Origin of the sequence: Micromonospora sp. NPDC047812 (assembly GCF_040704175.1) — a bacterium.
GTDB lineage: Bacteria > Actinomycetota > Actinomycetes > Mycobacteriales > Micromonosporaceae > Micromonospora.
This window is the reverse complement of record NZ_JBEYRY010000002.1, coordinates 917,830-943,376: the sequence shown is the minus strand read 5'-3', so window position 1 is coordinate 943,376 and position 25,547 is coordinate 917,830. Positions and strand designations below refer to the sequence as shown.

At 71.9% G+C, this 25,547-nt stretch carries 25 protein-coding genes and 1 pseudogene; 23 read left to right on the top strand and 3 right to left on the bottom strand.

Annotated elements, in window-relative coordinates; genetic code table 11:
• Positions 1-304 precede the first annotated feature (304 nt).
• Genes paaA through paaE form a run of 5 tightly spaced genes read left to right on the top strand, consistent with a single transcriptional unit; the run spans position 305 to position 4,046 of the window.
• Positions 305-1,372 (top strand): 1,2-phenylacetyl-CoA epoxidase subunit PaaA, encoded by a 1,068-nt coding sequence (gene paaA, locus AB0883_RS12140; protein ID WP_366641218.1) that lies wholly within the window; start codon positions 305-307, stop codon positions 1,370-1,372.
• Positions 1,369-1,689 carry a 1,2-phenylacetyl-CoA epoxidase subunit PaaB gene (gene paaB, locus AB0883_RS12135; protein WP_121397098.1) on the top strand — a complete coding sequence of 107 codons (321 nt, stop codon included), beginning with the start codon at positions 1,369-1,371 and terminating at the stop codon, positions 1,687-1,689. The genes paaA and paaB overlap by 4 nt, the downstream gene beginning before the upstream one ends.
• Positions 1,686-2,411, top strand: coding sequence for a 1,2-phenylacetyl-CoA epoxidase subunit PaaC (gene paaC, locus AB0883_RS12130; protein ID WP_366641217.1), 726 nt, complete (start codon positions 1,686-1,688; stop codon positions 2,409-2,411). Before paaB ends, paaC begins: the two co-directional genes overlap by 4 nt.
• 55 nt (positions 2,412-2,466) lie before the next feature.
• Entirely contained in the window at positions 2,467-2,940 is a 474-nt protein-coding gene (gene paaD, locus AB0883_RS12125) for a 1,2-phenylacetyl-CoA epoxidase subunit PaaD (RefSeq protein ID WP_366641216.1), read from the top strand.
• Positions 2,937-4,046 (top strand): 1,2-phenylacetyl-CoA epoxidase subunit PaaE, encoded by a 1,110-nt coding sequence (paaE, locus tag AB0883_RS12120; RefSeq protein ID WP_366641215.1) that lies wholly within the window; start codon positions 2,937-2,939, stop codon positions 4,044-4,046. The genes paaD and paaE overlap by 4 nt, the downstream gene beginning before the upstream one ends.
• 88 nt (positions 4,047-4,134) lie before the next feature.
• Here the strand turns inward: paaE and AB0883_RS12115 are convergent, their stop codons facing one another.
• From AB0883_RS12115 to AB0883_RS12105, 3 genes and pseudogenes are all read right to left on the bottom strand, one after another.
• Positions 4,135-4,386 (bottom strand): hypothetical protein, encoded by a 252-nt coding sequence (locus AB0883_RS12115; RefSeq protein WP_366641758.1) that lies wholly within the window; start codon positions 4,384-4,386, stop codon positions 4,135-4,137.
• A gap of 136 nt (positions 4,387-4,522) precedes the next feature.
• Positions 4,523-4,900: pseudogene (locus AB0883_RS12110) on the bottom strand (N-acetylmuramoyl-L-alanine amidase); the annotation flags it as partial.
• A complete protein-coding gene (locus AB0883_RS12105) occupies positions 4,900-5,070 on the bottom strand; it encodes a hypothetical protein (RefSeq protein WP_366641214.1) in 171 nt (56 codons plus the stop codon). The gene AB0883_RS12105 and the pseudogene AB0883_RS12110, both read right to left, overlap by 1 nt.
• Positions 5,071-5,283: 213 nt before the next feature.
• On the opposite strand from AB0883_RS12105, the gene AB0883_RS12100 reads away from it, so the two are divergent.
• The 18 genes from AB0883_RS12100 to nuoK all read left to right on the top strand — a co-directional run bounded on the left by AB0883_RS12100 (position 5,284) and on the right by nuoK (position 25,540).
• A complete protein-coding gene (locus AB0883_RS12100; protein ID WP_366641213.1) occupies positions 5,284-7,128 on the top strand; it encodes an FG-GAP-like repeat-containing protein in 1,845 nt (614 codons plus the stop codon).
• Between the two features lie 142 nt (positions 7,129-7,270).
• Positions 7,271-8,461: a cyclic dehypoxanthinyl futalosine synthase gene (gene mqnC, locus AB0883_RS12095; RefSeq protein ID WP_366641212.1), complete on the top strand. Its 1,191-nt coding sequence runs from the start codon at positions 7,271-7,273 to the stop codon at positions 8,459-8,461.
• A 353-nt stretch (positions 8,462-8,814) separates the two neighbouring features.
• Positions 8,815-10,017: an LPXTG cell wall anchor domain-containing protein gene (locus AB0883_RS12090; protein WP_366641211.1), complete on the top strand. Its 1,203-nt coding sequence runs from the start codon at positions 8,815-8,817 to the stop codon at positions 10,015-10,017.
• Between the two features lie 222 nt (positions 10,018-10,239).
• On the top strand, positions 10,240-11,481 hold the full coding sequence (locus tag AB0883_RS12085) for a cell wall anchor protein (RefSeq protein ID WP_366641210.1): 1,242 nt from the start codon (positions 10,240-10,242) through the stop codon (positions 11,479-11,481).
• Positions 11,482-11,629: 148 nt separating this feature from the next.
• Positions 11,630-12,340 carry a demethylmenaquinone methyltransferase gene (locus AB0883_RS12080; protein WP_366641209.1) on the top strand — a complete coding sequence of 237 codons (711 nt, stop codon included), beginning with the start codon at positions 11,630-11,632 and terminating at the stop codon, positions 12,338-12,340.
• Positions 12,341-12,405: 65 nt separating this feature from the next.
• The gene (locus AB0883_RS12075) at positions 12,406-12,636 is read left to right on the top strand and encodes a hypothetical protein (RefSeq protein ID WP_121397089.1); all 231 of its coding nucleotides are present in this window, start codon (positions 12,406-12,408) and stop codon (positions 12,634-12,636) included.
• Positions 12,637-12,784: 148 nt separating this feature from the next.
• Positions 12,785-14,062, top strand: coding sequence for a geranylgeranyl reductase family protein (locus tag AB0883_RS12070; RefSeq protein ID WP_366641208.1), 1,278 nt, complete (start codon positions 12,785-12,787; stop codon positions 14,060-14,062).
• Between the two features lie 192 nt (positions 14,063-14,254).
• A complete protein-coding gene (locus tag AB0883_RS12065; protein ID WP_091099323.1) occupies positions 14,255-14,620 on the top strand; it encodes an NADH-quinone oxidoreductase subunit A in 366 nt (121 codons plus the stop codon).
• 14 nt (positions 14,621-14,634) lie between these two features.
• Positions 14,635-15,315, top strand: a complete 681-nt coding sequence (locus AB0883_RS12060; RefSeq protein ID WP_366641207.1) for an NADH-quinone oxidoreductase subunit B family protein — start codon at positions 14,635-14,637, stop codon at positions 15,313-15,315.
• Positions 15,312-16,049 (top strand): NADH-quinone oxidoreductase subunit C, encoded by a 738-nt coding sequence (locus tag AB0883_RS12055; protein ID WP_121397086.1) that lies wholly within the window; start codon positions 15,312-15,314, stop codon positions 16,047-16,049. The genes AB0883_RS12060 and AB0883_RS12055 overlap by 4 nt, the downstream gene beginning before the upstream one ends.
• On the top strand, positions 16,046-17,371 hold the full coding sequence (locus tag AB0883_RS12050; protein ID WP_366641206.1) for an NADH-quinone oxidoreductase subunit D: 1,326 nt from the start codon (positions 16,046-16,048) through the stop codon (positions 17,369-17,371). Before AB0883_RS12055 ends, AB0883_RS12050 begins: the two co-directional genes overlap by 4 nt.
• Before the next feature lie 106 nt (positions 17,372-17,477).
• Complete coding sequence (nuoE, locus tag AB0883_RS12045) at positions 17,478-18,650, top strand: NADH-quinone oxidoreductase subunit NuoE (RefSeq protein WP_366641717.1); 1,173 nt, start codon at positions 17,478-17,480, stop codon at positions 18,648-18,650.
• The gene (gene nuoF, locus AB0883_RS12040; RefSeq protein WP_121397083.1) at positions 18,647-19,963 is read left to right on the top strand and encodes an NADH-quinone oxidoreductase subunit NuoF; all 1,317 of its coding nucleotides are present in this window, start codon (positions 18,647-18,649) and stop codon (positions 19,961-19,963) included. Before nuoE ends, nuoF begins: the two co-directional genes overlap by 4 nt.
• On the top strand, positions 19,963-22,482 hold the full coding sequence (locus AB0883_RS12035) for an NADH-quinone oxidoreductase subunit G (protein ID WP_366641205.1): 2,520 nt from the start codon (positions 19,963-19,965) through the stop codon (positions 22,480-22,482). Before nuoF ends, AB0883_RS12035 begins: the two co-directional genes overlap by 1 nt.
• Positions 22,479-23,834: an NADH-quinone oxidoreductase subunit NuoH gene (nuoH, locus tag AB0883_RS12030; RefSeq protein ID WP_366641204.1), complete on the top strand. Its 1,356-nt coding sequence runs from the start codon at positions 22,479-22,481 to the stop codon at positions 23,832-23,834. The genes AB0883_RS12035 and nuoH overlap by 4 nt, the downstream gene beginning before the upstream one ends.
• A gap of 1 nt (position 23,835) precedes the next feature.
• Positions 23,836-24,477, top strand: coding sequence for an NADH-quinone oxidoreductase subunit NuoI (gene nuoI, locus AB0883_RS12025; protein WP_121397080.1), 642 nt, complete (start codon positions 23,836-23,838; stop codon positions 24,475-24,477).
• Complete coding sequence (locus tag AB0883_RS12020) at positions 24,474-25,244, top strand: NADH-quinone oxidoreductase subunit J (RefSeq protein WP_366641203.1); 771 nt, start codon at positions 24,474-24,476, stop codon at positions 25,242-25,244. Before nuoI ends, AB0883_RS12020 begins: the two co-directional genes overlap by 4 nt.
• Complete coding sequence (gene nuoK / locus AB0883_RS12015; RefSeq protein ID WP_089002424.1) at positions 25,241-25,540, top strand: NADH-quinone oxidoreductase subunit NuoK; 300 nt, start codon at positions 25,241-25,243, stop codon at positions 25,538-25,540. Before AB0883_RS12020 ends, nuoK begins: the two co-directional genes overlap by 4 nt.
• Positions 25,541-25,547: the final 7 nt, after the last annotated feature.

The following is a 25,547-nucleotide window of genomic DNA, read 5'->3' as shown; positions in this document are numbered from 1 at the left end:
ATCGGCGGCTCGCCGAGGCGGGGGATGCGCCCTCCGTGTTTCTCGGGCGATCGTCGGCAGCCGATCGGTGTGACGGGGGAAGTCTACGTGCGGATCGGCGGGGCGCCAGAACCCGACACCTGGCAACTTGCCATGTAGGCGGGATATCGAGCCGCTTTGCGGCTGTTGAGAGGATTCACCTTCCCATAGTGAGCCAAGTCATAGTTTGGTCGGCTGCCGGTGGTCGTCGTCGCGCCCGAAAGTGTCTCCGGAAACCTGTTACACCCTCTGGTGTCTCGAGAGGCGAGCTGTAACACTTGACCCCATGTATGGCAACGACTTCTCCGCCGAGGACGCACCCGGCGGCGGCCTGCTCGGCGAGGTCGAGGCGGCGGAGGCGGCCCTGCGGGAGGCCGCCGCACGTGGCCGCCGGGGCGGCGCCCCCGGCCCGGACGATGACCTCGAGGCGTACTTCGCCGAGGTCATCGACGCCGACCAGAAGATCGAGCCGCGCGACTGGATGCCCGAGGCGTACCGCAAGACGCTGATCCGGCAGATCGCGCAGCACGCCCACTCCGAGATCATCGGCATGCAGCCGGAGGGCAACTGGATCAGCCGCGCCCCCTCGCTCAAGCGCAAGGCGATCCTGCTGGCCAAGGTCCAGGACGAGGCCGGCCACGGCCTCTACCTCTACGCCGCCGCCGAGACCCTCGGGATCAGCCGCGACGAGCTGGTCGAGCTGCTGCTGAACGGCCGGCAGAAGTACAGCTCGATCTTCAACTACCCCACCCTGACCTGGGCCGACGTGGGCGCGATCGGCTGGCTGGTGGACGGGGCCGCCATCGTCAACCAGGTCCCGCTCTGCCGCTGCTCCTACGGGCCGTACGCGCGGGCGATGATCCGGGTCTGCAAGGAGGAGTCGTTCCACCAGCGGCAGGGCTACGAGATCCTGCACACCCTCGCGCACGGCACGCCCGAGCAGAAGGCGATGGCGCAGGACGCCCTCGACCGCTGGTGGTACCCGTCGCTGGCGATGTTCGGCCCGCCGGACACCGACTCCACCCACTCGGCGCAGTCCATGGCCTGGAAGATCAAGCGCTTCTCCAACGACGAGCTGCGCCAGCGTTTCGTGGACATGTGCGTGCAGCAGGCCGAGATCCTCGGCCTGACCATCCCGGACCCGGGCCTGCGCTGGAACGAGTCCCGGCAGTCGTACGACTTCACCCAGCCCGACTACGACGAGCTGATGCGGGTGATCAAGGGCAACGGCCCGTGCAACCGGCAGCGGATGGAGCACCGCCGCCGCGCCCACGACGACGGCGCCTGGGTGCGTGAGGCCGCGGCGGCGTACGCCGCCAAGCGGGTGCAGAAGAAGGAGAAGGTAGCGGCGTGAGCGAGCGTAGCGAGCGAACGGACCAGCGGGGCGTGAGCGGTCCTTCGCCCTTGTGGGAGGTCTTCGTGCGGGCGCGGCGCGGGCTGTCGCACACCCACGTCGGCAGCCTGCACGCCCCCGACGCCGAGCTGGCGCTGCGCAACGCGCGGGACCTCTACACCCGCCGCCAGGAGGGCGTCTCCATCTGGGTGGTGCCGGCGGGCGCGATCACCGCGTCCAGCCCCGACGAGAAGGACGCCTTCTTCGACCCGGCGGCCGACAAGGTCTACCGCCATCCCACCTTCTACGACGTGCCGGACGGGGTGGCCCACCTGTGAACGGCCCCTTCGACTTCGCCCTCGCCCTCGGCGACGACGCGCTCGTCGCGGCGCAGCGGCTGGCCGAGTGGACCACCCGCGCGCCGGAGATGGAGGAGGACATCGCGCTGGCCAACATCGCCCTCGACCAGCTCGGCGCGGCCCGGCTCCTGCTGTCGTACGCGGGCGAGCTGGAGGGCGCCGGCCGGGACGAGGACGCGCTGGCGTTCCTCCGCGACGACCGCGAGTTCCGCAACTGCCTGCTGGTGGAGCTGCCCAACGGCGACTTCGCGGTCACCATGGCGAAGCTGCTCTTCCTCGCGGCCTACCAGCTCCCGCTCTACACCGCGCTGGCCGGGTGCGCCGACGAGCGGCTGGCGGCGATCGGGGCCAAGGCCCGCAAGGAGTCGGCCTACCACCTCGACCACGCCTCGCTGTGGGTGCGGCGGCTCGGCGACGGCACCGAGGAGTCGCACCGGCGCATGCAGGCGGCGGTCGACGAGGTCTGGCCGTACGTGCACGAGCTGTTCGCCCCCGACCCGGCGGCGCCGGTCGACCCGGCCACCCTGCGGGCCGACTTCGACGCCACCGTCGCCGCCGTCCTCGACGAGGCCACGCTGTCCCGGCCGGAGTCCGGCTGGGCGCCGGCCGGCGGACGGGACGGCGTGCACACGGAGCACCTGTCCTACCTGCTCGCCGAGATGCAGGTGCTGCACCGCGCCCACCCCGGAGCCAACTGGTGAGCGCGAGGAGCGCGGCGCAGCGGAGCCCCGCGGTCGTGAACGGAAGGCCGCAGCGGTGACTCCGCGGGAGGCCGTGGCGGCGGTGGTGGACCCGGAGATCCGGGTGGTCACCATCGACGACCTCGGCATCCTGCGGGCGGTCGACGAGGACCCGGCCACCGGCCGGGTGGTCGTGACCATCACCCCCACCTACACCGGCTGCCCGGCGATGGACGTGATCCGCGCCGACATCCGGCGGGCGCTGGCCGCCGCCGGTCGTCCCGACGCCGACGTGCGGACCGTCTACAGCCCGGCGTGGAGCACCGACTGGATCTCCGCCGCCGGCCGGGCCAAGCTCGCCGCCGCCGGCATCGCCCCGCCGGCGCCCGTGCGCGCCGACAACGTGGTGCCGCTGACCCTCGCCGTCCGCTGCCCGCGCTGCGGTTCGCCCGAGACCGAGCAGGTCAGCCGCTTCGGCTCGACCGCGTGCAAGGCGCTCTGGCGCTGCCGTTCCTGCCGTGAACCCTTCGACCACCTGAAGGCGCTGTGACTGTCACCATCACCCGCCCGGTCCGTCGCCGGCCGGTCTTCCACCCGCTGTCCGTCGCCGCCGTCGACCGGCTCACCGACGACGCCGTGGCGGTCACCTTCGCCGTGCCGGAGGAGCTGCGGGAGACGTTCGCGTTCTCCGCCGGCCAGCACCTCACCGTCCGCCGCCCCGGCGCCGCCGGTGCGGACGTGCGGCGGTCGTACTCCATCTGCTCCACGCCGGACGACCTGGCCCGGCACGGCCGGCTGCGGATCGGCGTGCGGGAGATCCCCGGCGGCGCGTTCTCCGCCTTCGCCTGCGGCGCGCTGCGCGGCGGCGACACGATCGAGGTGCTGCCGCCGCTCGGGCACTTCACCACGGCCCTCGCGCCGGAGCGGGCCCGCCACTACGGCGCGGTGGTCGCCGGCTCGGGCATCACCCCGGTGCTCGCGCTGGTCGCGACGGCGCTCGCCGTCGAGCCGGCCAGCACGTTCACGCTGGTGTACGGCAACCGCACGGCGAACACGGTGATGTTCGCCGAGGAGTTGGCCGACCTGAAGGACCGGTGGCCGACCCGGCTGCACCTGGTGCACGTGCTCTCCCGGGAGCAGGGCGAGTCGCCGCTGCTCTCCGGCCGGATCGACGCCGACCGGCTGGGCCGGCTGCTGGACACCGTCGTCCCCGGCGACACGGTCGACGAGTGGTTCCTCTGTGGCCCGTACGACATGGTGGTGGACGCCCGGGAGGTGCTCGCCGCGCGCGGCGTGCCGGAGTCGGCGGTGCACACGGAGCTGTTCCACGTCGCGGAGGCCCCGGCCCCGCCGCGACGCCCGGCCGACGAGCCGGGGGGCGGCGCCGAGGTGACCATCCTGCTGGACGGCCGGTCGTCGCGCTTCACGATGCGGCGCGACGAGCGGGTGCTGGACGCGGCGCTGAAGGTGCGCGGCGAGCTGCCCTACGCCTGCAAGGGCGGGGTCTGCTCGACCTGCAAGGCCAAGGTGGTCGACGGCGCGGTCACGATGGCCCGCAACTACGCGCTGGAGCCGGACGAGGTGGCCGCCGGCTACGTGCTCACCTGCCAGTCCAGCCCGACGACCGACCGGCTCACGGTGGACTACGACGCCTGACCGGTCCGCCCGCCGCTCGGCGGGCGCAGCCGGGTCGGCGGGTCGGCGCAGGCACCGCGTCGCACCCGCCGACCCCCTTGCGTGCGGGTCAGCTCGGGGCCTTGACCTGGCCGTCGTAGGCGATGCTGCGCCACAGGTCGAACTGACGGTCGTTGCCGACCAGCGGATTGCCGGCCAGCGCGACGGCGGCGTGCACCTCCTCGTCGTTGCGGAGCTGGCGGAAGTAGCCGGGTCCGACGAGGGCGATGCCGCGGCCGGGTGACTGGATGAGCTTCATGTCGTTCTCCGTGAGGTCGAGGGGTGGGTTGCCGGCGAGCTGGCGGGCCACGTCGGCGCGCATCGGGTCCAGGTCGACGAACGACGGGTCGATCTTGCCGCTGGTGCTGGTCTCCCGGTGGCCCCGGGCGTGGGCTGGCGTCCCGGCCGAGCCGTCGCAGCACGGCGGCGGTGGCGAGCACCGAGGCGCTGTACTGGGCGCCGGTCATCGCCTGGTCGACCCCGTTGTAGTCGATCTCCCAACCGATCATCAGGGTGTTGCCGTCGCCGGCCGGGATGGGGCCGCTGCCGCGACTCACGCCGGCGTGGTTGGCCCGCCCGCCGGAGATGACGTGGAAGACGCCGTGGTAGTCGACCAGCGCCTGGCAGAGCGGGCCGGGCAGGTCGGACCGGCCGTTGACGCAGATGTTCAGGGCGGGGTGCGGGTTGCCGGCGCTGGAGGTGGCGGCGGTGTGGTGCCAGAGCACGCCGATCGGGTTGAACGAGCTGCCGGCCACCCGGCCGAGCCAGTTGCCGTGCTCGACCACCGTGACGCCGGCCGCGCGGAGCACGTCGGCGAGCCAGGGGATGGTGGCCATCAGGTCGCCGTCAGGTCGGCGAGGCACTCCGGGGCCCGGGCCGTGGTGGCCGCGCGCGCCGGTCGGCCCGCCGTCGCGACGGCGAGCGCGGCGGCCCCGAGCGGTACGAGGCCCAGCAGCGCCCGGCGAGGCAGGGGAGGACGGGCGGGTGGAGGCGCCTTCACGATCATCCACGCATGTTAATGGCTCGATCGAGCTGCCGGGAGGGTCTGATCGCGGCGGTCGAGCGGGGCGGTGCGGCGACCGCCCAACATCTATATTCCAGTCCGTCACTGGCAGGTGACGCGGTCGACCGGTGCGCTCCGGACGGACCGGCGGGGTCGAGCTGGCCGTGCCGGAACGCGCGAGCGGCCGGCCGCCGTGCCCCGAGGAATGGAGTGTCGATGGATCAGCAGGTACGACGACGGCGAAGAGCCCTCGTCATCGGTGTCGCCGCCGCGTTGACGGCGGGCGCCGTCGCGGCCGTGCCGGCCCGGGCGGTCAGCGGGGGCAGCCCGGTCACCGACAGCGCGTACGCCTTCGCGGCGAAGGTCGTCTTCGGCGAGGTGCGTGCGTGCTCCGGCGCGCTGGTCGCGCCGCAGTGGGTGTTGACGGCCCGCTCCTGCCTGGCCGACGCGGGGCAGCCCCCGGTCGCGGGCGCCCCCGCGCAGCCCACCACCGTCACGGTGGGCCGGCTGGACCTCACCACCGACGACGGCCGCGTGCAGCGCGCCAACCGGGTGGTGCCGCATCCGGACCGGAACCTCGCGCTGCTCCGGCTCACGGTGCCGGTGACCGGCGTGTCCCCGGTCGCGATCGCCACCGGGGCACCCGTGCCGGGCGAGACGTTGCAGGCGCTCGGCTTCGGCCGTACCGCCACCGAGTGGGTGCCCGACAAGCTGCACGGCGCGTCGGTCACGGTCGGCACCGTCTCGGTTACCTCCGTGGCGATCAGCAACGAGCAGGGCGGGACGACCACCTGCAAGGGCGACGCCGGAGGGCCGGCGGTGCGCGTGGTGGACGGGCGTCCCGAGCTGGCCGCCGTGCACGACGCCTCCTGGCAGGGCGGCTGCCTCGCCGAGACGGAGACCCGGCGCGACGCCACCGAGACCCGCATCGACGACCTGGCCGGCTGGATCCGTCAGAACACGCCGACCAACTGCAACGCCGGTGGGGCGAGTCACGGTGCGGCCGACCAGGCGGGTGTGGTGATCCTGGGCGACTGGACCGGCGACTGCCGCACCGACGCGCTCGCCCAGCTCGCCGACGGCCGGCTGCGGGCGTACCGGTCGAGCGGCGACCTCTCGGGCACCGCCCCGCTCTTCCCGTCGCCCTACCGTTACGTGGGGACGAACTGGGGCGGGGCGAACCGGCCACGGGCGCTGACCGGGGACTTCACCGGCGACGGCCGGACGGACATCATCGCGCAGAGTGGCGACGGCACCCTGACCGCCTGGGAGTCGACCGGCGACCTCTCCGCCGACTACCGGCTCTTCGCCGGAGCGTCCGCGATCGTCGGCACCGCCTTCACCAGCGGCTCGATCCCCCGCCTCATCCCGGGCGACTTCAACGGCGACGGCCGCACCGACCTCCTCGGTCAACTGCTCGACGGCACGCTGCGGGTCTGGACGTCCACGGGCGACCTCTCGGCCGACGCCCGGATGTTCGCCGGGGCGACGAGGAACGTCGGCACCGGGTTCACCACCACGGCCGTGCCGCGGATCCTGACCGGCGACTTCAACGGCGACGGGATGACCGACCTGATCGCGCAGTACGCCGACGGCACCATGAAGGGCTACCCGTCCAGCGGAGATCTCTCCGCCGACCTGATGCTCTTCCCGGCGACCGCCGGGGCGAAGGTCGTCGGCACCGGCTGGCGGAGTTCGTCGATCCCCCGGGCGCTGCCCGCCGACATCGACGGCGACGGCACCACCGACCTGGTCGCCCAGCTCGCGGACGGGCGGCTGCGGGCGTTCCGGTCGTCGGGGGCGATGACCGGCGAGGGGCTGCTGTTCCCCGGGCCGTATCCGTACGTGGGCACGAACTGGGGCACGACGAACCGGCCCCGCATCCTCGTCGGGGACCTCACCGGCGACGGCCGCACCGATCTGATGGGCCAGGACGCCGCCGGCGTCATGCTCGGTTTCCAGTCGACCGGGGACCTGACCGGCGACTACAAGCTCTACGCCACCAGCGCCAGCGCGGTGGGCAGCGGCTGGACGGCCAGCAGCATTCCGCGCGTCTTCTGATCGCAGGGTGCGGCGTCGCCCGTCCCACGACGGGCGGCGCCGCCCCGCTGGCGGGGTGAACGCCGTCACACCCGACGGGCCGCCGGGCGGGCGGTACGGCGGCCACCGGTCGCCCGCCCGGGCGGCGACGTAGGCTCGGGGGGTGAGTGTGAGCCGGGAGATCGACGACATCCTGCAGCGTGGCGCGGACGGCGGGCGGATCACGCCCGAGGAGGCCCTGCTGCTCTACACCGAGGCGCCGTTGCACGCCCTGGGCGAGGCCGCCGACGCGGTGCGCCGACGGCGCTACCCGGACAACGTCGTCACGTACCTGATCGACCGCAACATCAACTACACGAACGTCTGCGTGACGGCGTGCAAGTTCTGCGCGTTCTACCGGGCCCCGAAGCACCGGGAGGGCTGGACCCACCCGACCGAGGAGATCCTGCGCCGCTGCGGCGAGGCGGTCGAGCTGGGCGCCACCCAGGTCATGCTCCAGGGCGGGCACCACCCGGACTACGGCGTGGAGTACTACGAGGAGCTGTTCTCCTCGGTCAAGAAGGCCTACCCGCAGCTGGCGATCCACTCGATCGGCCCAAGCGAGATCCTGCACATGGCCAAGGTCTCCGGCGTCAGCCTCGACGAGGCCATCGCCCGGATCAAGGCGGCCGGGCTGGACTCGATCGCCGGCGCCGGCGCGGAGATGCTGCCCGCCCGCCCCCGGAAGGCGATCGCGCCGCTGAAGGAGTCGGGCGAGCGCTGGCTGGAGGTCATGGAGCTGGCGCACCGGCAGGGTGTCGAGTCGACCGCCACCATGATGATGGGCACCGGCGAGACCGCCGCCGAGCGGATCGAGCACCTGCGGATGATCCGCGACGTGCAGGACCGCACGAAGGGCTTCCGGGCGTTCATCCCGTGGACGTACCAGCCGGAGAACAACCACCTCAAGGGCCGGACCCAGGCCACCACCCTGGAGTACCTGCGACTGGTCGCGGTCGCCCGGCTCTTCTTCGAGACGGTGCCGCACCTCCAGGCGTCCTGGCTGACCACCGGCAAGGACGTCGGGCAGCTCGCCCTGCACATGGGCGTGGACGACCTCGGGTCGATCATGCTGGAGGAGAACGTCATCTCCTCCGCCGGCGCGCGGCACCGCTCCAACCTGCACGAGCTGATCGGCATGATCCGCTCGGCGGACCGGATCCCCGCCCAGCGCGACACCCTCTACAACCGACTGGCCGTGCACCACACCCCGGCCGACGACCCCACCGACGAGCGGGTCGTCTCGCACTTCTCCTCGATCGCCATGCCGGGCGGCGGCGCCGGGAAGCACCTGCCGCTGGTCGACGCCCGCTGAGCGGGGCGTCCGCAGCCATCCGCACGACCCAGACACCCCACCGTCGTCCGGCGGTGGGGTGTCGTCGTACGTGGGCCGCTGTGTGGACCGTCGGCGTACGGAGCGTGACTGTGAATGGCGTCGCCGGCCGACCGATCGGGTGAATTCCCGTGGGCCGTTGATCTCAATTAGGTTGCCGTTCGGAGCCGGCTGCGACGTGGCCGGGGCAGCAAGCCATATCAATCCGGGCATTCCTTAAGTGATTCTTAGCCGCACTGTTCAACACGCCCGACCTGGGGGGTGGCGAGCGTGATCGCTTACCGCTAACGTCCGCGGCCGTACCTTTCCTTCACCCCAACGGGGGGAACTTTTCCATGATCTTCCGTAACCGCTCGCTGGCGCGTATCGGTGCCGGCGCGCTGCTCGCCTCCGGCGCGTTGACCGCTCTCGGTAGCCCGGCCCACGCCTCGGGCACGGAGACGGACCTCGCGATCGACGTGGCCGGCACGCGGGTCGCCGCCAACGCGCAGGGCAAGCTGGCCTACGCCAAGGTGACCAACCTCGGCAAGAACACCCCGAGCGAGCTGGCCGTGCGGGTGGACGTGTCCAAGGTCGACTTCGACAAGGTCGTCGCCGTGCCGGCCGTCGAGGACGGCTGCGACATGGAGGGCACCGGGGAGAAGCCGACCGCCTTCGTCTGCTACGCGACGGAGAAGGGCCTGCCGGGCCCGGGCGAGACCACCGACCTGCCGATCGTCCTCTTCAAGTTCGAGGCCGAGGGCACCTACCAGGCGCCCCTCTCCTTCAAGCTCGTCTCGAAGGACGACACCAACGCGGCGAACAACACCAAGACCGCCACGCTGGACCTCTCGGACGCCAGCGGGCCGGACCTCTCGGTCGTCGCCGAGGACGTCAAGCAGGCCGTGAAGGTCGTCGACGGCAACCCGGTCTACTCCGGCGACCTGCACGCGGGCGGCCGGTCGGCGCTGACCTACTTCATCAGCAACCAGGGTGACGTGGCCGCCGCCGGTCTCAAGATCAGCATCAAGCTGCCGAAGGGCGTCACCCCGACCGAGGTGGAGCCGAGCTGCGAGTACGCGGCCGACAAGTCCACCTTCACCTGCACCTACGCCAACTTCGGCCTGATCCCGCAGGACGAGGACACCAACGACGACGACAAGCTCTACTCGGCCTACGGCTTCTACCACCTGTTCGACGTGGCGGCGGACGTGAAGCCGGGCGCCCTCAAGGGTGGCCTGGTCAGCGTCGAGCCGGTCGGCACCGCGCCCAGCCGGATGCGGGCGACCGCGGCCCTGCCGGAGAACGTCACCGGCCTGCAGGCCACCGATGTGGACGCCACCGACAACTCCGACGGCTACGCGGTGATCGTCGCGGCCAAGGGCGGCGCGGGCGGCGGCGGTGACGACGACGGCGGCCTGCCGGTCACCGGTGCGCAGACCACCCTGATCGGCGGCATCGGCGCCGTGGTCCTGGTCGCGGGCGCGGCCATGTTCATGGTGGCGCGGCGTCGCCGGGTCGTCCTGGTGACCCCGCGCGACGAGAAGCCGACGGCCTGACGGTCGTCCTCCACCGACCCGCGAGGGTCGTTCACATAACGCACGGCAGCGGGGGCGGGATGGGTGACCATCCCGCCCCCGCTGTGCGTCGGGCCGTCCGTCCGACCCGGTCGGCCGGACGGATGAAACACGATCTCCCTGCTGGCGCGCCGCATCGGCCTTCGATAGCGTCCGGCCGGGTTCCGCAACCATCCGTTCTTTCCCTAACCCCCCGGGGGACCGATGACCCTGTTCCATCGCTCGGCCCTGGCCCGCGCCGGTGCCGTGGCACTCCTCGCGGCGGGTGGCCTGACCGCCGTCGCCGTACCCGCCCGGGCCGCCGACGGGCCGGACCTCGCCGTGATCCCGATCAGCACCCAGCTCGCGAAGGGTGTCGACGCGGCCCGGAGCAAGCCGTTCAAGTTCACCGTCACCAACGCCGGCACGGCCACGGCGGAGGACGTCTCGTACCGGGTGAACACCCGGGAACTCAAGAAGAAGCGCGTCGGCTTCCTGGTGCCCGAGGGCTGCCGGGCCATCGAGAGCTACCTCTACCAGTGCTCCCTCGGCGACCTGCCCGCCGGCACCAGCAAGGACTTCGGCGTGCCGCTGTTCAGCACCGGCGGCCGGGGCGACGGCGGCACGCTGATCGTCGGCGTCGCCACCACGACGCCCGAGAGCGACCTCGGTGACGAGGTCGTCGAGGTGCCGGTCACCGTGACGAAGCCCGGCTACGACCTCACCGCCTGGGTGCAGGACGTCCAGGCTGGCGTCGTGGTCAACGGCGCGGTGGCCGACGAGCCGGACCTCAGGCCGGTGCGCCGGGGCGAGAGCGTCCCGCTGGACTGGGCGGTCTACAACGACGGCAGCCGGCCCGCCACCGGCATCTTCTACGGCATCACCCTCCCGCCCGGTGTGAGCTTCGTGACGGTGCCGCAGGGCTGCGTCACGCAGGTGTTCCTCGGCAAGGAGCAGGCGTTCTGCGAGGACGCCGGCGCGGTCGTCCGCCGGGGGCAGTACTACACCGCCGACGTGACGGTGAAGGTGGGCGACGACGTGACCGAGCCGGTGCTGCGCGAGGGCGACCTCTTCGCGTACGGGCTGGACGCCGCCGAGGGCGAGTCGGAGGAGGAGCCGCAGTTCGCCGGCCAGGCGCAGCGGAAGGCCTTCTCCGAGGTCGACACGGCGGACAACCACACGGTCTTCGAGGCCTTCGTCGACCTCTCGGCGCAGCCGAGCCCGACGCCGACGCCGACCGTGGCGCCGACGGCCACCCCGACCGGCGGTCCCACGGCGGTCCCGACCACGACCCCGGGCGGCGGTGGCGGTGGCGGCGACGGCGGGCTGCCGGTGACCGGCGTGCAGGTCGGCCTCATCGGCGGCATCGGCGCGGCCGTGCTGCTGGCCGGCGGCGCGCTGCTGCTGCTCTCGCGGCGGCGCAGGGTCGTCCTGGTGGCGCCCGGCGACGAGAAGTCGACCGACTGACGTACGACCACAGGGGGCGGGATGGGCGACCATCCCGCCCCCTGGCCTGTCCGGCCCGGTTCTCCCCGCCGCCGCTTCACGTGTGGCGTCCATGACCGGCGGTCGACCCACCCACCGCCCGGGTGGGCCGGGCTGGCAGAGTGGAGGGGTGAGCCGTACCCCGCAGGGCCAGCGCGCCAACCTGGACAAGCAGCCGCACGAGGTCGCCGCGATGTTCGACGGCGTGGCGGCTCGCTACGACCTGACCAACACCGTCCTCTCCTTCGGGCAGGACCGGTTCTGGCGCCGGGCCACCCGGACCGCGCTCGACCTGCGGCCGGGTGAGCGGGTGCTCGACGTGGGTGCCGGCACCGGCGTCTCCACCGAGGAGTTGGCCCAGTCGGGCGCGTACGCGGTGGGCGCCGACCTGTCCCTCGGCATGCTGCGCGTCGGCAAGCGCACCCGTCCCCAGGTGCCGCTGCTGGCCGGGGACGCGTTGAAGCTGCCCTTCGCCGACGCCAGCTTCGACGCGGTGACCATCTCCTTCGCGCTGCGCAACGTGAACGACACCGACGCCGCCCTGCGGGAGCTGGCCCGGGTCACCAGGCCGGGCGGCCGGCTGGTGGTGTGCGAGTTCAGCACCCCGGTGAACCCGGCGTTCCGCACCGTCTACCTGTCGTACCTGATGCGTTCGCTGCCGAGCGTGGCCCGCGCCGTCTCCAGCAACCCCGACGCGTACGTCTACCTGGCGGAGTCGATCCGGGCGTGGCCCGACCAGCCGGCCCTGGCCGCGCGGATCGGCGCGGCGGGCTGGGGCCGGGTGGCCTGGCGCAACCTGACCGGCGGGATCGCGGCGCTGCACCGCGCGGTCCGCGCCTAGGCCGATCCGGCGTCTTTTTCGTAAGTATCCGTTTTTGCTCCACTTTGTTCCGTAAGCTCGCCCCCATGACGGGACGACACCAGGCGGTCGGCGCGGAGGCCACCGACGACGACGCGACCGAACTCATCGCCCAGCTCAAGGAGCTGGCCGGCGCGGATCCCGCCGACGTCCGTCAGGTCGTGGCCGAGGTGCTGGCCGCCCTGGACCGCGCCGCCGGCGGCGCGCTGCGCGAGCACCTGCCGGAGACGATCCGCCACGACGCCGGCCTGGACCCGGCCGCCTCCGCCCGGCACTGAGCCCCGCCCCGGCACCCCGCCTCCGACCTCGGCCGACGTGTCCCCGGCAAGTTAGGTACCCCTGATCCGGCGTGGTCATGACGTCGGTCATAGACTCCCACCGTCTGGCTTGTGAAGCATTTCACGAGCATGCGGGAGGAGGCGCGGGATGACCGCGGTGGAACATGACGCCGACGTGATCGTCGTGGGCGCCGGTCCCGGTGGGTCGGCTACCGCGTACCACCTGGCTCGGCACGGCGTACGGGTGCTGCTGCTGGAGAAGACCGAGTTCCCCCGGGAGAAGGTCTGCGGCGACGGGCTGACCCCGCGCGCGGTGCGGCAGCTGATCCGGATGGGCGTGGACACCTCGCCCGAGGCGGGCTGGCTGCACAACCGGGGCCTGCGGGTCATCGGTGGCGGCGTCCGGCTGGAGCTGGACTGGCCCGACCTGGCGAGCTTCCCCAACTACGGCCTGGTGCGTACCCGGCTCGACTTCGACGACCTGCTCGCCCGGCGCGCCGTCGACGCCGGCGCGGAGCTGCGCACCGGCGTGAACGTCACCGGCCCGGTGCTGGGCCCGGACGGCCGGGTCACCGGCGTCGAGGCGGAGGTCGGCCCGGGCAAGGAGCCCGCCACCTTCCACGCGCCGCTGGTCGTCGCGGCCGACGGGGTCTCCGGCCGCTTCCCGCTCGCCCTCGGGCTGGCCAAGCGCGAGGACCGGCCGATCGGCGTCGCCGTCCGGCGCTACTACCGCTCGCCCGCCAAGCACGACGACAACTACCTGGAGTCCTGGCTCGAGCTGCGCAGCAAGGACAGCGGCGACAACCTGCTGCCCGGGTACGGCTGGATCTTCGGGCTGGGCGACGGCCGGGTCAACGTCGGCCTCGGCGTGCTCAACTCCTCGTCCGCGTTCGGCAAGACCAACTACCGCCGGCTGCTCACCGACTGGCTGGCCAACACGCCCGCCGACTGGGGCATGACCGACGAGGCGAACGCGGAGGGCCCGATCCTCGGCGCCGCCCTCCCCATGGGCTTCAACCGGGTGCCGCACTACACCCGCGGCGTGATGCTGGTCGGCGACTCCGGCGGCATGGTCAACCCGTTCAACGGCGAGGGCATCGCGTACGCGATGGAGTCCGGCGAGCTGGCTGCGGAGGTCGCCGTGCAGGCGCTCGCGCGCCCGGCCGGCGCGGACCGGGAGCGTGCGCTGACGGCGTACTCGACGGAGCTGAAGGCCCGCTTCGGCGGCTACTACCGGCTCGGCGGCATCTTCGTGAAGCTCATCGGCCGCCCCGAGATCATGCGGATGGCCACGAAGCACGGCATGCCGCACCCGATGCTGATGCGCTTCGTGCTCAAGCTGCTGGCCAACCTGACCGACCCCCGCGACGGGGACGCGATGGACCGCGTCATCAACACGATGACGAGAGTGGCGCCGGCCGTGTAGCGCGAGGAGTGAGCCTGCGAGCCCTTCCGGTCGCGAACGAAGGCAGCCCCGTGTGACGTCCCCGCCCACGGTCTGTGATGACCGCAGGTGCGGACAAGGGAGATCGACCCCCGCCGACGACCGTCGCGAGGGACGTGAATAGTGTGATTTTTGACAAGGACCAGGGCAGGGAAGGACGAGCAGGAGAAAACGATGTCGCTCTCGCCTTACGCACCGATCATCGGGCTGTTCGCCCTCGCCGCGGGGTTCGCGCTGTTCTCCGTGGGCGCTGCCCGCTTCGCCGGTCCCCGGCGCTACAACAAGGCCAAGCTCGAGGCGTACGAGTGCGGCATCGAGCCCAGCCCGCAGCCGGTCGGCGGCGGCCGGTTCCCGATCAAGTTCTACCTGACGGCGATGCTCTTCATCGTCTTCGACATCGAGATCATCTTCCTCTACCCCTGGGCGGTCTCGTTCGACGCCCTGCCGATCTTCGGCTTCGTGGAGATGGTCCTGTTCATCGTCGCGGTCTTCGTCGCCTACGCCTACGTCTGGCGGCGCGGCGGCCTGGACTGGGACTGAGGGAGGAACCTCAGATGGGTATCGAGGAGAAGCTTCCCGCCGGTGTCCTGCTCACCTCGGTGGAGAAGCTGGTCAACTGGTCGCGGAAGACGTCGGTCTGGGGGGCCACCTTCGGTCTGGCCTGCTGCGCGATCGAGATGATGGCCGCCGGTGGTCCGCACTACGACATGGGCCGCTGGGGCATGGAGGTCTTCCGGGCCTCGCCCCGGCAGGCCGACCTGATGATCGTGGCCGGCCGGGTGAGTCAGAAGATGGCCCCGGTGCTGCGCCAGATCTACGACCAGATGGCGGAGCCCCGCTGGGTCATCTCGATGGGCGTCTGCGCCAGCAGCGGCGGCATGTTCAACAACTACGCCATCGTGCAGGGCGTCGACCACATCGTGCCGGTCGACATGTACCTGCCCGGCTGCCCGCCCCGGCCCGAGATGCTCATCGACGCGGTCCTCAAGCTGCGCGAGAAGATCGGGCACGAGCCGCTCGGCCCGAACGGCCGCAAGATGCTCGAGGCGCGCAAGGCGCGCGGCGACGTCCCGGTCGTCCCCTACGGCTCGATGCCGTCGTCGTACCGCAGCGACAAGGCCCGGCGGGCCGAGTGGACCAAGGCGGTCCGTGAGGGTCGCGAGGAGCAGCTGCGGATCGAGAACTGGATGAAGGCCCAGAACCACCTGCACCAGCACGGGGGTGTCCAGAAGTGACCGCGCCTCAGGACAGGAAAGACGACGGCGGCGTGCCGGTGCCGGTCACGCCGGCCGGTGCCAGCAGCACCGCACCCGCCGAGTACCCCCCGGCCAGCCCGGCCGGCCGGGGCATGTTCGGCAACCAGGGCTCCGGGGACGTGTCCGGCTTCGGCGGCCTCGTCCGCCAGCGGCGGACCATCGAGGACGCGCCCCGGCCGTACGGGGGCTACTTCGACGAGGTCCGCGACGCGCTGGAGGAGGCGTACCCCGCCTTCGCCGACGCCGTCGAGAAGGTCGTGGTCGACCGGGGCGAGCTGACCCTGCACATCCGCCCCGAGCGGATCGCCGAGGTCTGCCAGGTGATGCGCGACGACATGGCGCTCCGCTTCGAGCTGTGCTCCTCGGTCTCGGGGGTGGACTACCTCGGCGCCGACGCCCGGCGCCTGCACGTCGTCTACCAGCTCACCTCGATGACCTACCGCCGCACGGTACGGCTGGAGGCCGCGGTCTCCGCCGAGGACCCGCACCTGCCGAGCGTCACGTCGGTCTACCCGACGGCGGACTGGCAGGAGCGCGAGGCGTACGACATGTTCGGCATCGTCTTCGACGGTCACCCCAACCTGACCCGGATCCTCATGCCGGACGACTGGGAGGGGCACCCGCAGCGCAAGGACTACCCGCTCGGCGGCGTACCCGTCGAGTACAAGGGCGCTGAGATCCCGCCGCCGGACCGGAGGAGGTCCTACCAGTGACCACGTCGAACTACGCCACCGAGCGCGACACCACCGAGGGGAAGGTCTTCACCGTCACCGGTGGCGACTGGGACAGCGTCGTCTCGGGGACCGACCCGATCAACGACGAGCGGATCGTCGTCAACATGGGTCCGCAGCACCCGTCGACGCACGGCGTGCTCCGGCTGATCCTGGAGCTGGAGGGCGAGACGGTCCGCGAGGCCCGCTCGGTCGTCGGCTACCTGCACACCGGCATCGAGAAGAACCTCGAATACCGCAACTGGGTCCAGGGCAGCACCTTCGTGACCCGGATGGACTACCTCGCCCCGATCTTCAACGAGACCGGGTACGCGCTGGCGGTGGAGAAGCTGCTCGGGGTCTCCGAGCAGATCACCGAGCGGGCGAACACCATCCGGGTCCTGATGATGGAGCTGAACCGGATCTCCTCGCACCTGGTCTGGGTGGCCACCACCGCCATGGAGCTGGGCGCCATCAACATGATGCTCTACGGCTTCCGCGAGCGTGAGTACATCCTGGAGATCTTCGAGATCATCACCGGCCTGCGGATGAACCACGCGTACGTCCGGCCGGGCGGCGTGGCGCAGGACGTGCCGGACGAGGCGATCGTCAAGATCCGCGAGTTCCTGAAGCTGATGCCGAAGCGGCTCAAGGAGTACGAGAGCCTCCTCTCCGGGCAGCCCATCTGGCTCGAGCGGACGAAGAACGTCGCGGTGCTCGACGTGACCGGCTGCCTCGCGCTCGGCGTGACCGGCCCGGTGCTGCGCTCCGCCGGCCTCGCCTGGGACCTGCGCAAGACCATGCCGTACTGCGGCTACGAGACGTACGAGTTCGACGTGCCGACGCACACCGACGGCGACGTGTGGGGCCGCTACCTGGTCCGGCTCGCCGAGATCCGGGAGTCGCTCAAGCTCGTCGAGCAGGCGTTGGACCGGCTCCGGCCGGGCCCGGTGATGGTGGCCGACAAGAAGATCGCCTGGCCGGCGCAGCTCGCCATCGGCGTCGACGGCATGGGCAACTCGCTGGAGCACGTCGCGAAGATCATGGGTCAGTCGATGGAGTCGCTGATCCACCACTTCAAGCTCGTCACCGAGGGCTTCCGGGTGCCGCCGGGCCAGGTCTACGTCGGCATCGAGTCGCCCCGCGGCGAGCTGGGCGTGCACGCCGTCTCCGACGGAGGCACCCGGCCCTACCGGGTGCACTACCGGGAGCCGAGCTTCGTCAACCTCCAGGCCCTCCCGGCGATGGCCGAGGGCGGCCTGATCGCCGACGTGATCGCCGGTGGGGCATCGCTGGACCCCGTCATGGGGGGGTGTGACCGGTGAGCGCGAGGAGTGAGCTTGCGAGCCCCAGTCGCCCGCGCGAGGAGAGAGCGGAGCGAGCCCCGCAGTCGCGGGCAAAGGCGTGCCCGGTCGTGAACGGAAGGCGACGCTGATGAGCGTTTTCACTGACGAGACCCGCGAGCGGGCACGGGAGATCATCGCCCGCTACCCGGCCGACCGGTCCCGGTCGGCGCTGCTGCCGCTGCTGCACCTCGTGCAGGCCGAGGAGGGCTACGTCTCCCCGGCCGGCGTGGCGTTCTGCGCCGAGGTGCTGGGCCTGAACAAGGCCCAGGTGGGGGCGGTCGCCACCTTCTACACCATGTACAAGCGCCGGCCGACCGGCGACTACCTGGTGAGCGTCTGCACCAACACGATGTGCAACGTGCTCGGCGGCCAGGAGGTCTACGACACCCTCGCCGAGCACCTCGGCGTCGGGCACGACGAGACCACCGCCGACGGGAAGATCACCCTGGAGCACGCCGAGTGCCTGGCGGCGTGCGACTACGGCCCGGTGATGACCGTCAACTACGACTTCTTCGACGGGGTGGACCCGCAGACCGCGCGCGGCGTCGTCGACGAGCTGCGCGCCGGTGGCCGGCCGATGCCGACCCGGGGCGCCCGGCTCTGCACGCTCAAGGAGATGGCGGTGCAGCTCGCCGGCTTCGCCGACGAGCGGGAGGGCGCGGTCGCCGACGGCGGACCGGGGGAGCCCACCCTGCGGGGGCTGCGGCTGGCGCAGGAGCACGGCATCTCGGTGCCGGGCTTCGACCCGAACACCCCGATCCGGAGCAAGGCCGAGGCCGACAAGGCCGCCGCCGAGGCGAAGGCCAGGAGCGAGGCCGCGAAGCCGGCTCCCGAGCCGGCCAGGACCGCCCCCGCCGCGAGCGGCAACGGCGCCGGGCCCGCCACGGCCAGCGGCAACGCGGGCACCGGCGCACCGACCCCCGCCGCCGAGGCGACCGGCAGCACCACCCGGGACGTGAAGGCGCCGGACGACAAGTCGCCCGAGGTGCGGGCCGCCGAGACCCGGCAGCCCGACGCGGCGACCGCCGTGCCGGACGCGCCGGGCACCAAGGTTCCGGTGGACACCACGGCGCCGGCTCCCCGCGACGCGCAGGAGGCGGAGGCCGCCGGCGCGGCGGCCAACGCGCCTGCCGGTGACGGCAAGCCCGCCGGCGACGAGGCCGGGTCGCAGGAGCGCAACCTCAAGGAAGCCGAGGCGGGAACGGGCACCGGTGGCGCCGGTTCCGCCGTCGCGAGCGAGACGGGGGTCCAGAAGTGACCACTCCCCGGCCGGAGACCCTGGCCAAGCTGACGCCGGTACTCACCAAGCGCTGGCTGTCGCCGGACGCCTGGCGGATCGGCACCTACGAGAAGCTCGACGGCTACGCGGCCCTGCGCAAGGCGCTCAAGGCGCACCCGGACGACCTGATCCAGTTGATCAAGGACTCCGGCCTGCGCGGTCGCGGCGGCGCCGGCTTCCCCACCGGTCTCAAGTGGGGTTTCATCCCGCAGGGCGACGGCAAGCCGCACTACCTCGTGGTCAACGCCGACGAGGGGGAGCCGGGCACCTGCAAGGACCTCCCGCTGATGACGCACGACCCGCACGCCCTCGTCGAGGGCGTGATCATCGCGTCGTACGCGATCCGGGCCAACCGCGCCTACATCTACATCCGGGGCGAGGCGGTGCACGCCGCGCGCCGGCTGCGCAACGCCGTGCGGGAGGCGACCGCCAAGGGTTACCTCGGCCGGAACATCCTCGGCTCCGGCTTCGACCTGGAGCTGGTGGTGCACTCGGGCGCCGGGGCGTACATCTGCGGCGAGGAGACCGCGCTGCTGGACTCCCTGGAGGGCTTCCGGGGCCAGCCCCGGCTGCGCCCGCCGTTCCCGGCCACCCACGGCCTGTACGCGAGCCCGACGGTGGTCAACAACGTCGGCACCATCGCGAGCGTGCCGTACATCGTGCTGGGCGGCGCCGACTGGTGGAAGACCATGGGCACCGAGAAGTCTTCCGGCCCGATGATCTACTCGCTCTCCGGCCGGATCGCCAACCCGGGCCAGTTCGAGTGCACGATGGGCGTCACCCTGCGGGAGCTGATCGAGCTGGCCGGCGGCATGCAGCCCGGCCACAACCTGCGGTTCTGGACGCCGGGTGGCTCGTCGACGCCGCTGCTCACCGCCGAGCACCTGGACGTGCCGCTGGACTTCGAGGGGGTGGCGGCGGCCGGCTCGATCCTCGGCACCACGGCCACCCAGATCTTCTCCGACCAGGACTGCCCGGTCTACGCGACCTACCGGTGGCTGGAGTTCTACCACCACGAGTCGTGCGGCAAGTGCACCCCGTGCCGCGAGGGCAACTACTGGATGGTCCGGGTCTACCGGCGGATCCTCGCCGGTCAGGGCACCCACGAGGACCTGGACACCCTGCTGGACACCTGCGACAACATCCTCGGCCGTTCGTTCTGCGGTCTGGGTGACGGTGCGACCAGCTCGGTGACCTCGTCGCTGAAGTACTTCAAGCAGGACTACCTCGACTACATCGAGGGACGTACCGCGCCGAAGCTGTCGGACAAGCAGCTGGTGGGAGCCCACTAATGACCGACGTAGCGAAGCAGACCGAGACCGTCACGCTCACCATCGACGGCGTCGAGGTCACCGCCCCGAAGGGGGCGCTCCTGATCCGGGTCGCCGAGCAGTTGGGCACCGAGATCCCCCGGTTCTGCGACCACCCGCTGCTGGCCCCGGCCGGCGCGTGCCGGCAGTGCCTGGTCGAGGTGGAGGGGCAGCGCAAGCCCGTCGCCTCCTGCACCCAGACCGTCGCCGACGGCATGGTGGTACGCACCCAGCTCACCTCCCCGGTCGCCAAGAAGGCGCAGGAGGGGGTCATGGAGCTGCTGCTGCTCAACCACCCGCTCGACTGCCCGATGTGCGACAAGGGCGGCGAGTGCCCGCTGCAGAACCAGGCGATGTCCACCGGGCGCGCCGACTCGCGGTTCCACGAGCACAAGCGGGAGTACCCGAAGCCGCTGCCGATCAGCACGCAGGTGCTGCTCGACCGCGAGCGCTGCGTGCTCTGCCAGCGCTGCACCCGGTTCTCCGAGGAGATCGCCGGCGACAAGTTCATCGACCTGATGGGCCGGTCGTCCGCCGAGGAGATCAACATCTACCGGGACGAGGACTACGGCGCCGACCCGGACGCGGGCTGCCCCGGCCACGCCGACGCCGCGGCCGACTCCGGCGACGTGCCCTTCAACTCGTACTTCTCCGGTAACACGGTGCAGATCTGCCCGGTCGGCGCGCTGACCGGCACCCAGTACCGGTTCCGGGCCCGGCCGTTCGACCTGGTCTCCTCCCCGAGCGTCTGCGAGCACTGCTCGGCCGGGTGCGCCCAGCGCACCGACTGGCGGCGGGGCAAGGTGCTGCGCCGGCTGGCCGGCGACGACCCGGCGGTGAACGAGGAGTGGAACTGCGACAAGGGGCGGTGGGGCTTCCAGTACACCCGCGCCTTCGACCGGCTCACCACCCCGCTGGTCCGCGACCCGCAGACCGGCGAGCTGCGTGAGGCGGCGTGGAGCGAGGCGCTGGCCGTCGCCGCCGAGGGCCTGCGCGCGGCGCGGGACGGCGGGCGGGGCACGGCCGTGCTCACCGGCGGTCGGCTGACCGTCGAGGACGCCTACGCGTACGCGAAGTTCGCCCGGGTCGCGCTGAACACCAACGACATCGACTTCCGGGCCCGGCCGGTCTCCCGCGAGGAGACGGACTTCCTGGCCAGCTCGGTCGCCGGGGTCACCGACGTGACGTACGCCGACGTGGAGAAGGCGCCGGCCGTCGTGCTGGTCGGGCTGGAGCCGGAGGAGGAGTGCCCGATCCTCTTCCTGCGACTGCGCAAGGCGTACCTGAAGAAGAAGCTCACGGTGTACGCGATCGCGCCGTTCGCCACCCGTGGCCTGGAGAAGCTCGGCGCCAAGCTGGCCCGGGTGGTGCCGGGCGAGGAGGCGACCGTGCTCGCCGAGCACGCGACGGTCGCCGAGGCGCTCAGCGCCGAGGGCGCGATCCTGATCGTCGGCGAGCGGCTGGCCAGCGTGCCGGGCGGCCTCTCCGCGGCGGCCGACGTGGCCCGGCGTACCGGCGCGAAGCTGGCCTGGGTGCCGCGGCGCGCGGGTGACCGCGGCGCGGTCGACGCGGGCTGCCTGCCCAACCTGCTGCCCGGTGGCCGCCTGGTCAACGAGCCGGCCGCCCGGGCCGAGCTGGGCGAGGCGTGGGACATCCCCGCCGGGGTGATCCCGAGCCAGGCCGGCCGGGACACCGACGCGATCCTCGCCGCCGCCGCCGGCGGTCAGCTCGGCGCGCTGGTGGTGGCCGGGGTCGACCCGGCCGACCTGGCCGACCCGCGGCTGGCCGAGACGGCCCTGGACGAGGTGCCGTTCCTGGTCAGCCTGGAGCTGCGGATGAGCGCGGTGGCCCGCCGGGCCGACGTGGTCTTCCCCGTCGCCCCGGTGGCCGAGAAGGCCGGCAGCTTCCTGGACTGGGAGGGTCGGCTGCGCCCCTTCGAGGCGGTGCTGAACACCGCCGCGATGACCGACGGCCGCGTGCTGGACGCGCTCGCCGCGCAGCTCGACGTGCAGCTCGGCACCGGTGACGTGCTCAGCGTCCGCCGCGAGCTGGGCGCGCTGCCGCGGACCCGGACCGACCGTCCCGCCGCCCCGTCGGTGGAGCCGGCCGCGGTGCGGGAGCCGGGCGCCGGTGAGGCGGTGCTCGCCACCTGGCACCAGCTGATCGACCTGGGCAGCCTCACCGACGGCGACGAGCACCTCGCCGGCACCGCCCGCCCGCCGGTGGTCCGGCTGGGCAAGGGCACCGCGGAGGCGCTCGGCGTCGCCGACGGCGACCCGGTGACGGTGGGCACCGACCGGGGGGCGCTGACCCTGCCGGCGGCGATCACCGAGATGCCGGACGGCGTCGTCTGGCTGCCGACCAACTCGCCCGGCGCGACCGTGCGACGCAGCCTCGGCGCGACGTCCGGAGCGGTCGTGCGGATCTCCGCCGCCGCGGTCGCCGCCGACGCGGCCGACCGCCCGGGCCCGCTCCTCAACGCAGGGGGTGTACACCAGTGAACGCGGTCTACCTGGCCCAGGACCCGACGCTGGCCGACTTCGGGCGGGACCCGTGGTGGCTGGTCCTCATCAAGATCGTCTTTGCCTTCGCCTTCGGTCTGGTCGCCACGCTGCTCGGCGTCTGGTTCGAGCGGCGGGTCGTGGGCCGCATGGCCGTGCGGCCCGGCCCCAACCAGGCCGGCCCGTTCGGTCTGCTCCAGACCCTCGCCGACGGTCTCAAGATGGCCTTCAAGGAGGACATCCTGCCGAAGGCGGCGGACAAGGTCGTCTTCTTCTTCGCCCCGACCATCTCGGTGATCTGCGCGGTCACCTCGCTGGCGGTGGTGCCGTTCGGCCCGATGGTGAGCATCTTCGGCCACTGGACGCCGTTGCAGGTCACCGACGTGCCGGTGGCGGTGCTGGTGCTGCTGGCCTGCTCGTCGATGGGCATCTACGGCATCGTGCTCGGCGGTTGGGCCTCCGGCTCGACCTACCCGCTGCTCGGCGGCCTGCGCTCCAGCGCCCAGATGATCTCGTACGAGGTCGCCATGGGCCTGAGCATCGTGGCGGTCTTCATGACCGCCGGCACGATGTCGACCAGCGGGATCGTCGCCGCCCAGGGGGACGGCACCCGGCTGAGCATCGCCGGCTTCGAGGTCCCGGCCCCCGGCTGGTACGCGATCCTGCTGCTGCCGAGCTTCATCATCTTCTTCATCGCCACCGTCGGCGAGACCAACCGCGCGCCGTTCGACCTGCCCGAGGCGGAGTCCGAGCTGGTCGCGGGCTACATGACCGAGTACAGCTCGCTGAAGTTCGCGCTCTACATGCTCAGCGAGTACGTCGCGATGGTCACCATGTCCGCGGTCACCACGACGCTCTTCCTCGGTGGCTGGCGGGCCCCGGCACCGATCACCACCATCTGGGCCGGCGCCAACTCCGGCTGGTGGCCGATGCTGTGGTTCTTCGCCAAGGTCGTCATGCTGGTCTTCGTCTTCGTCTGGCTGCGGGGCACCCTGCCCCGGCTGCGCTACGACCAGTTCATGCGCTTCGGCTGGAAGGTCCTGCTCCCGATCAACCTGGTCTGGATCCTGGTCCTGGCCGGCCTGCGCTCGATCGAGGACTGGGACTCGCGCAGCAAGCTGATCGCCGTCGGCATCCCCGCCGGCATCCTGCTGCTCGCCACGCTGCTCTGGCCGAGCCGCAAGCCGCAGCCGAAGCCGACGGTCCAGGAGCAGGTCAACGACCGGCCGTACGGCAGCTTCCCGCTGCCCCCGATGGACCTGCAGGTACCACCGAGCCCGCGCACGAGGCGCGTGGTCGCCGAGCGGGAGCCGGCCAACATCGCCGCCGGCCCGGACTCCAGGGAGGTGTGACGTGGGCGCGATCACCGGAACGTTCAAGGGATTCGGTGTCACCTTCTCGCACATGTTCAAGAAGGTCGTCACCACCGACTACCCGTTCAAGCCGCCGGTGTCGGCGCCGCGCTACCACGGGCGGCACATCCTCAACCGGCACCCGGACGGGCTGGAGAAGTGCATCGGCTGCGAGCTGTGCGCCTGGGCCTGCCCGGCGGACGCGATCTACGTCGAGGGCGGCGACAACACCGACGAGCAGCGCTTCTCGCCGGGTGAGCGGTACGCCAGCATCTACCAGATCAACTACGCCCGCTGCATCTTCTGCGGGCTCTGCATCGAGGCCTGCCCGACCCGCTCGCTCACCATGAGCAACGAGTACGAGCTGGCCCGGGACAGCCGGCAGGATCTGATCTTCACGAAGGAGCAGCTGCTCGCGCCGCTGCTGCCGGGCATGGAGCAGCCGCCGCACCCGATGCGGCTCGGCGACAGCGAGAAGGACTACTACGTCGGCGCGCTGACCAACCCGGGCACCTCGGCCGGCGCGGAGCACTCGGCCAACAACCCGGGCCGGTACCAGGTGGAGGAGCACCCCGGTGTGACCTTCCCCGGCGCCGAGCAGCACGCCCAGCGGGCAGCGGCCGCCAAGGGGGACGGAGCATGACCACGCAGACGGTGCTCGCCGCGGCGGGCGGGGTCTCCGGTGGGGAGCAGGTGACGTTCTGGATCCTGGCCCCGCTGGCGCTGATCGGCGCGATCGGGATGGTCGCGGCGCGCAACGCCGTGCACTCGGCCCTCTGGCTGGTGCTGACGATGCTCTGCCTGGGCGTGTTCTACGTGCTCCAGGCCGGGCCGTTCATCGGCATGGTGCAGATCATCGTCTACACCGGCGCGATCATGATGCTGTTCCTCTTCGTGCTGATGCTGGTGGGCCGCGACGCCTCGGACTCGTTGATCGAGACGCTGCGTGGCCAGCGGGTCGCGGCGGTGGTGCTCGGGCTCGGCTTCGCCGGCCTGGTCGGCGGCGGGCTGTGGCGCGCGCTGGAGGGCACCACGGCGGTCGGCCTGGAGCAGGCCAACGCCGAGGGCAACGTGCAGGGCATCGCCCGGCTGCTCTTCACCAAGTACGTCTTCGCCTTCGAGCTCACCTCGGCGCTGCTCATCACGGCCGCCATCGGCGCGATGGTCCTGGCCCACCTCGAGCGGCGCAAGGAGGACAAGATGGACCAGCCGAAGACGATGCGGGCGCGCTTCGCCCCGGGCAACTACCCGGGCCCGAAGCCCGGCCCGGGTGTCTTCGCGACCTCCTCCTCGGTGGCCACCCCGGCCCGCCTGCCCGACGGCCGGCTGAGCGAGCGGAGCACCCCGGACATCCTGCCGGTGCGCGAGCTCACCGACCGGGAGACCACGCTGAAGGGGACGGACAAGTGACGCCGGACTACTACCTGGTGCTGGCCGCGGTGCTCTTCACCATCGGCGCGGTCGGTGTGCTCATCCGGCGCAACGCGATCGTGCTGTTCATGTGCGTCGAGTTGATGCTCAACGCGGCCAACCTGACCCTGGTCACCTTCAGCCGGATCAACGGTGACCTCAACGGCCAGATCATGGCGTTCTTCGTGATGGTGGTGGCGGCGGCCGAGGTCGTGGTCGGGCTCGCGATCATCATGGCGATCTTCCGGACCCGGCGCTCCGCGAGCGTCGACGACGCCAACCTGCTGAAGTACTGAGGGGTCC

What these genes read in the sequence shown, in the direction of transcription:
- AB0883_RS12075 (WP_121397089.1), top strand. Translation starts at nt 12,406, where the DNA reads ATGACGGGACGACACCAGGCGGTCGGCGCGGAGGCCACCGACGACGAC.
- AB0883_RS12070 (WP_366641208.1), top strand. Translation starts at nt 12,785, where the DNA reads ATGACCGCGGTGGAACATGACGCCGACGTGATCGTCGTGGGCGCCGGT.
- AB0883_RS12020 (WP_366641203.1), top strand. Translation starts at nt 24,474, where the DNA reads ATGACCACGCAGACGGTGCTCGCCGCGGCGGGCGGGGTCTCCGGTGGG.
- AB0883_RS12060 (WP_366641207.1), top strand. Translation starts at nt 14,635, where the DNA reads ATGGGTATCGAGGAGAAGCTTCCCGCCGGTGTCCTGCTCACCTCGGTG.
- AB0883_RS12065 (WP_091099323.1), top strand. Translation starts at nt 14,255, where the DNA reads ATGTCGCTCTCGCCTTACGCACCGATCATCGGGCTGTTCGCCCTCGCC.
- AB0883_RS12105 (WP_366641214.1), bottom strand. Translation starts at nt 5,070, where the DNA reads ATGATCGTGAAGGCGCCTCCACCCGCCCGTCCTCCCCTGCCTCGCCGG.
- AB0883_RS12085 (WP_366641210.1), top strand. Translation starts at nt 10,240, where the DNA reads ATGACCCTGTTCCATCGCTCGGCCCTGGCCCGCGCCGGTGCCGTGGCA.
- AB0883_RS12035 (WP_366641205.1), top strand. Translation starts at nt 19,963, where the DNA reads ATGACCGACGTAGCGAAGCAGACCGAGACCGTCACGCTCACCATCGAC.
- AB0883_RS12115 (WP_366641758.1), bottom strand. Translation starts at nt 4,386, where the DNA reads ATGCGCGCCGACGTGGCCCGCCAGCTCGCCGGCAACCCACCCCTCGAC.
- AB0883_RS12090 (WP_366641211.1), top strand. Translation starts at nt 8,815, where the DNA reads ATGATCTTCCGTAACCGCTCGCTGGCGCGTATCGGTGCCGGCGCGCTG.
- AB0883_RS12100 (WP_366641213.1), top strand. Translation starts at nt 5,284, where the DNA reads ATGGATCAGCAGGTACGACGACGGCGAAGAGCCCTCGTCATCGGTGTC.
- paaA (WP_366641218.1), top strand. Translation starts at nt 305, where the DNA reads ATGTATGGCAACGACTTCTCCGCCGAGGACGCACCCGGCGGCGGCCTG.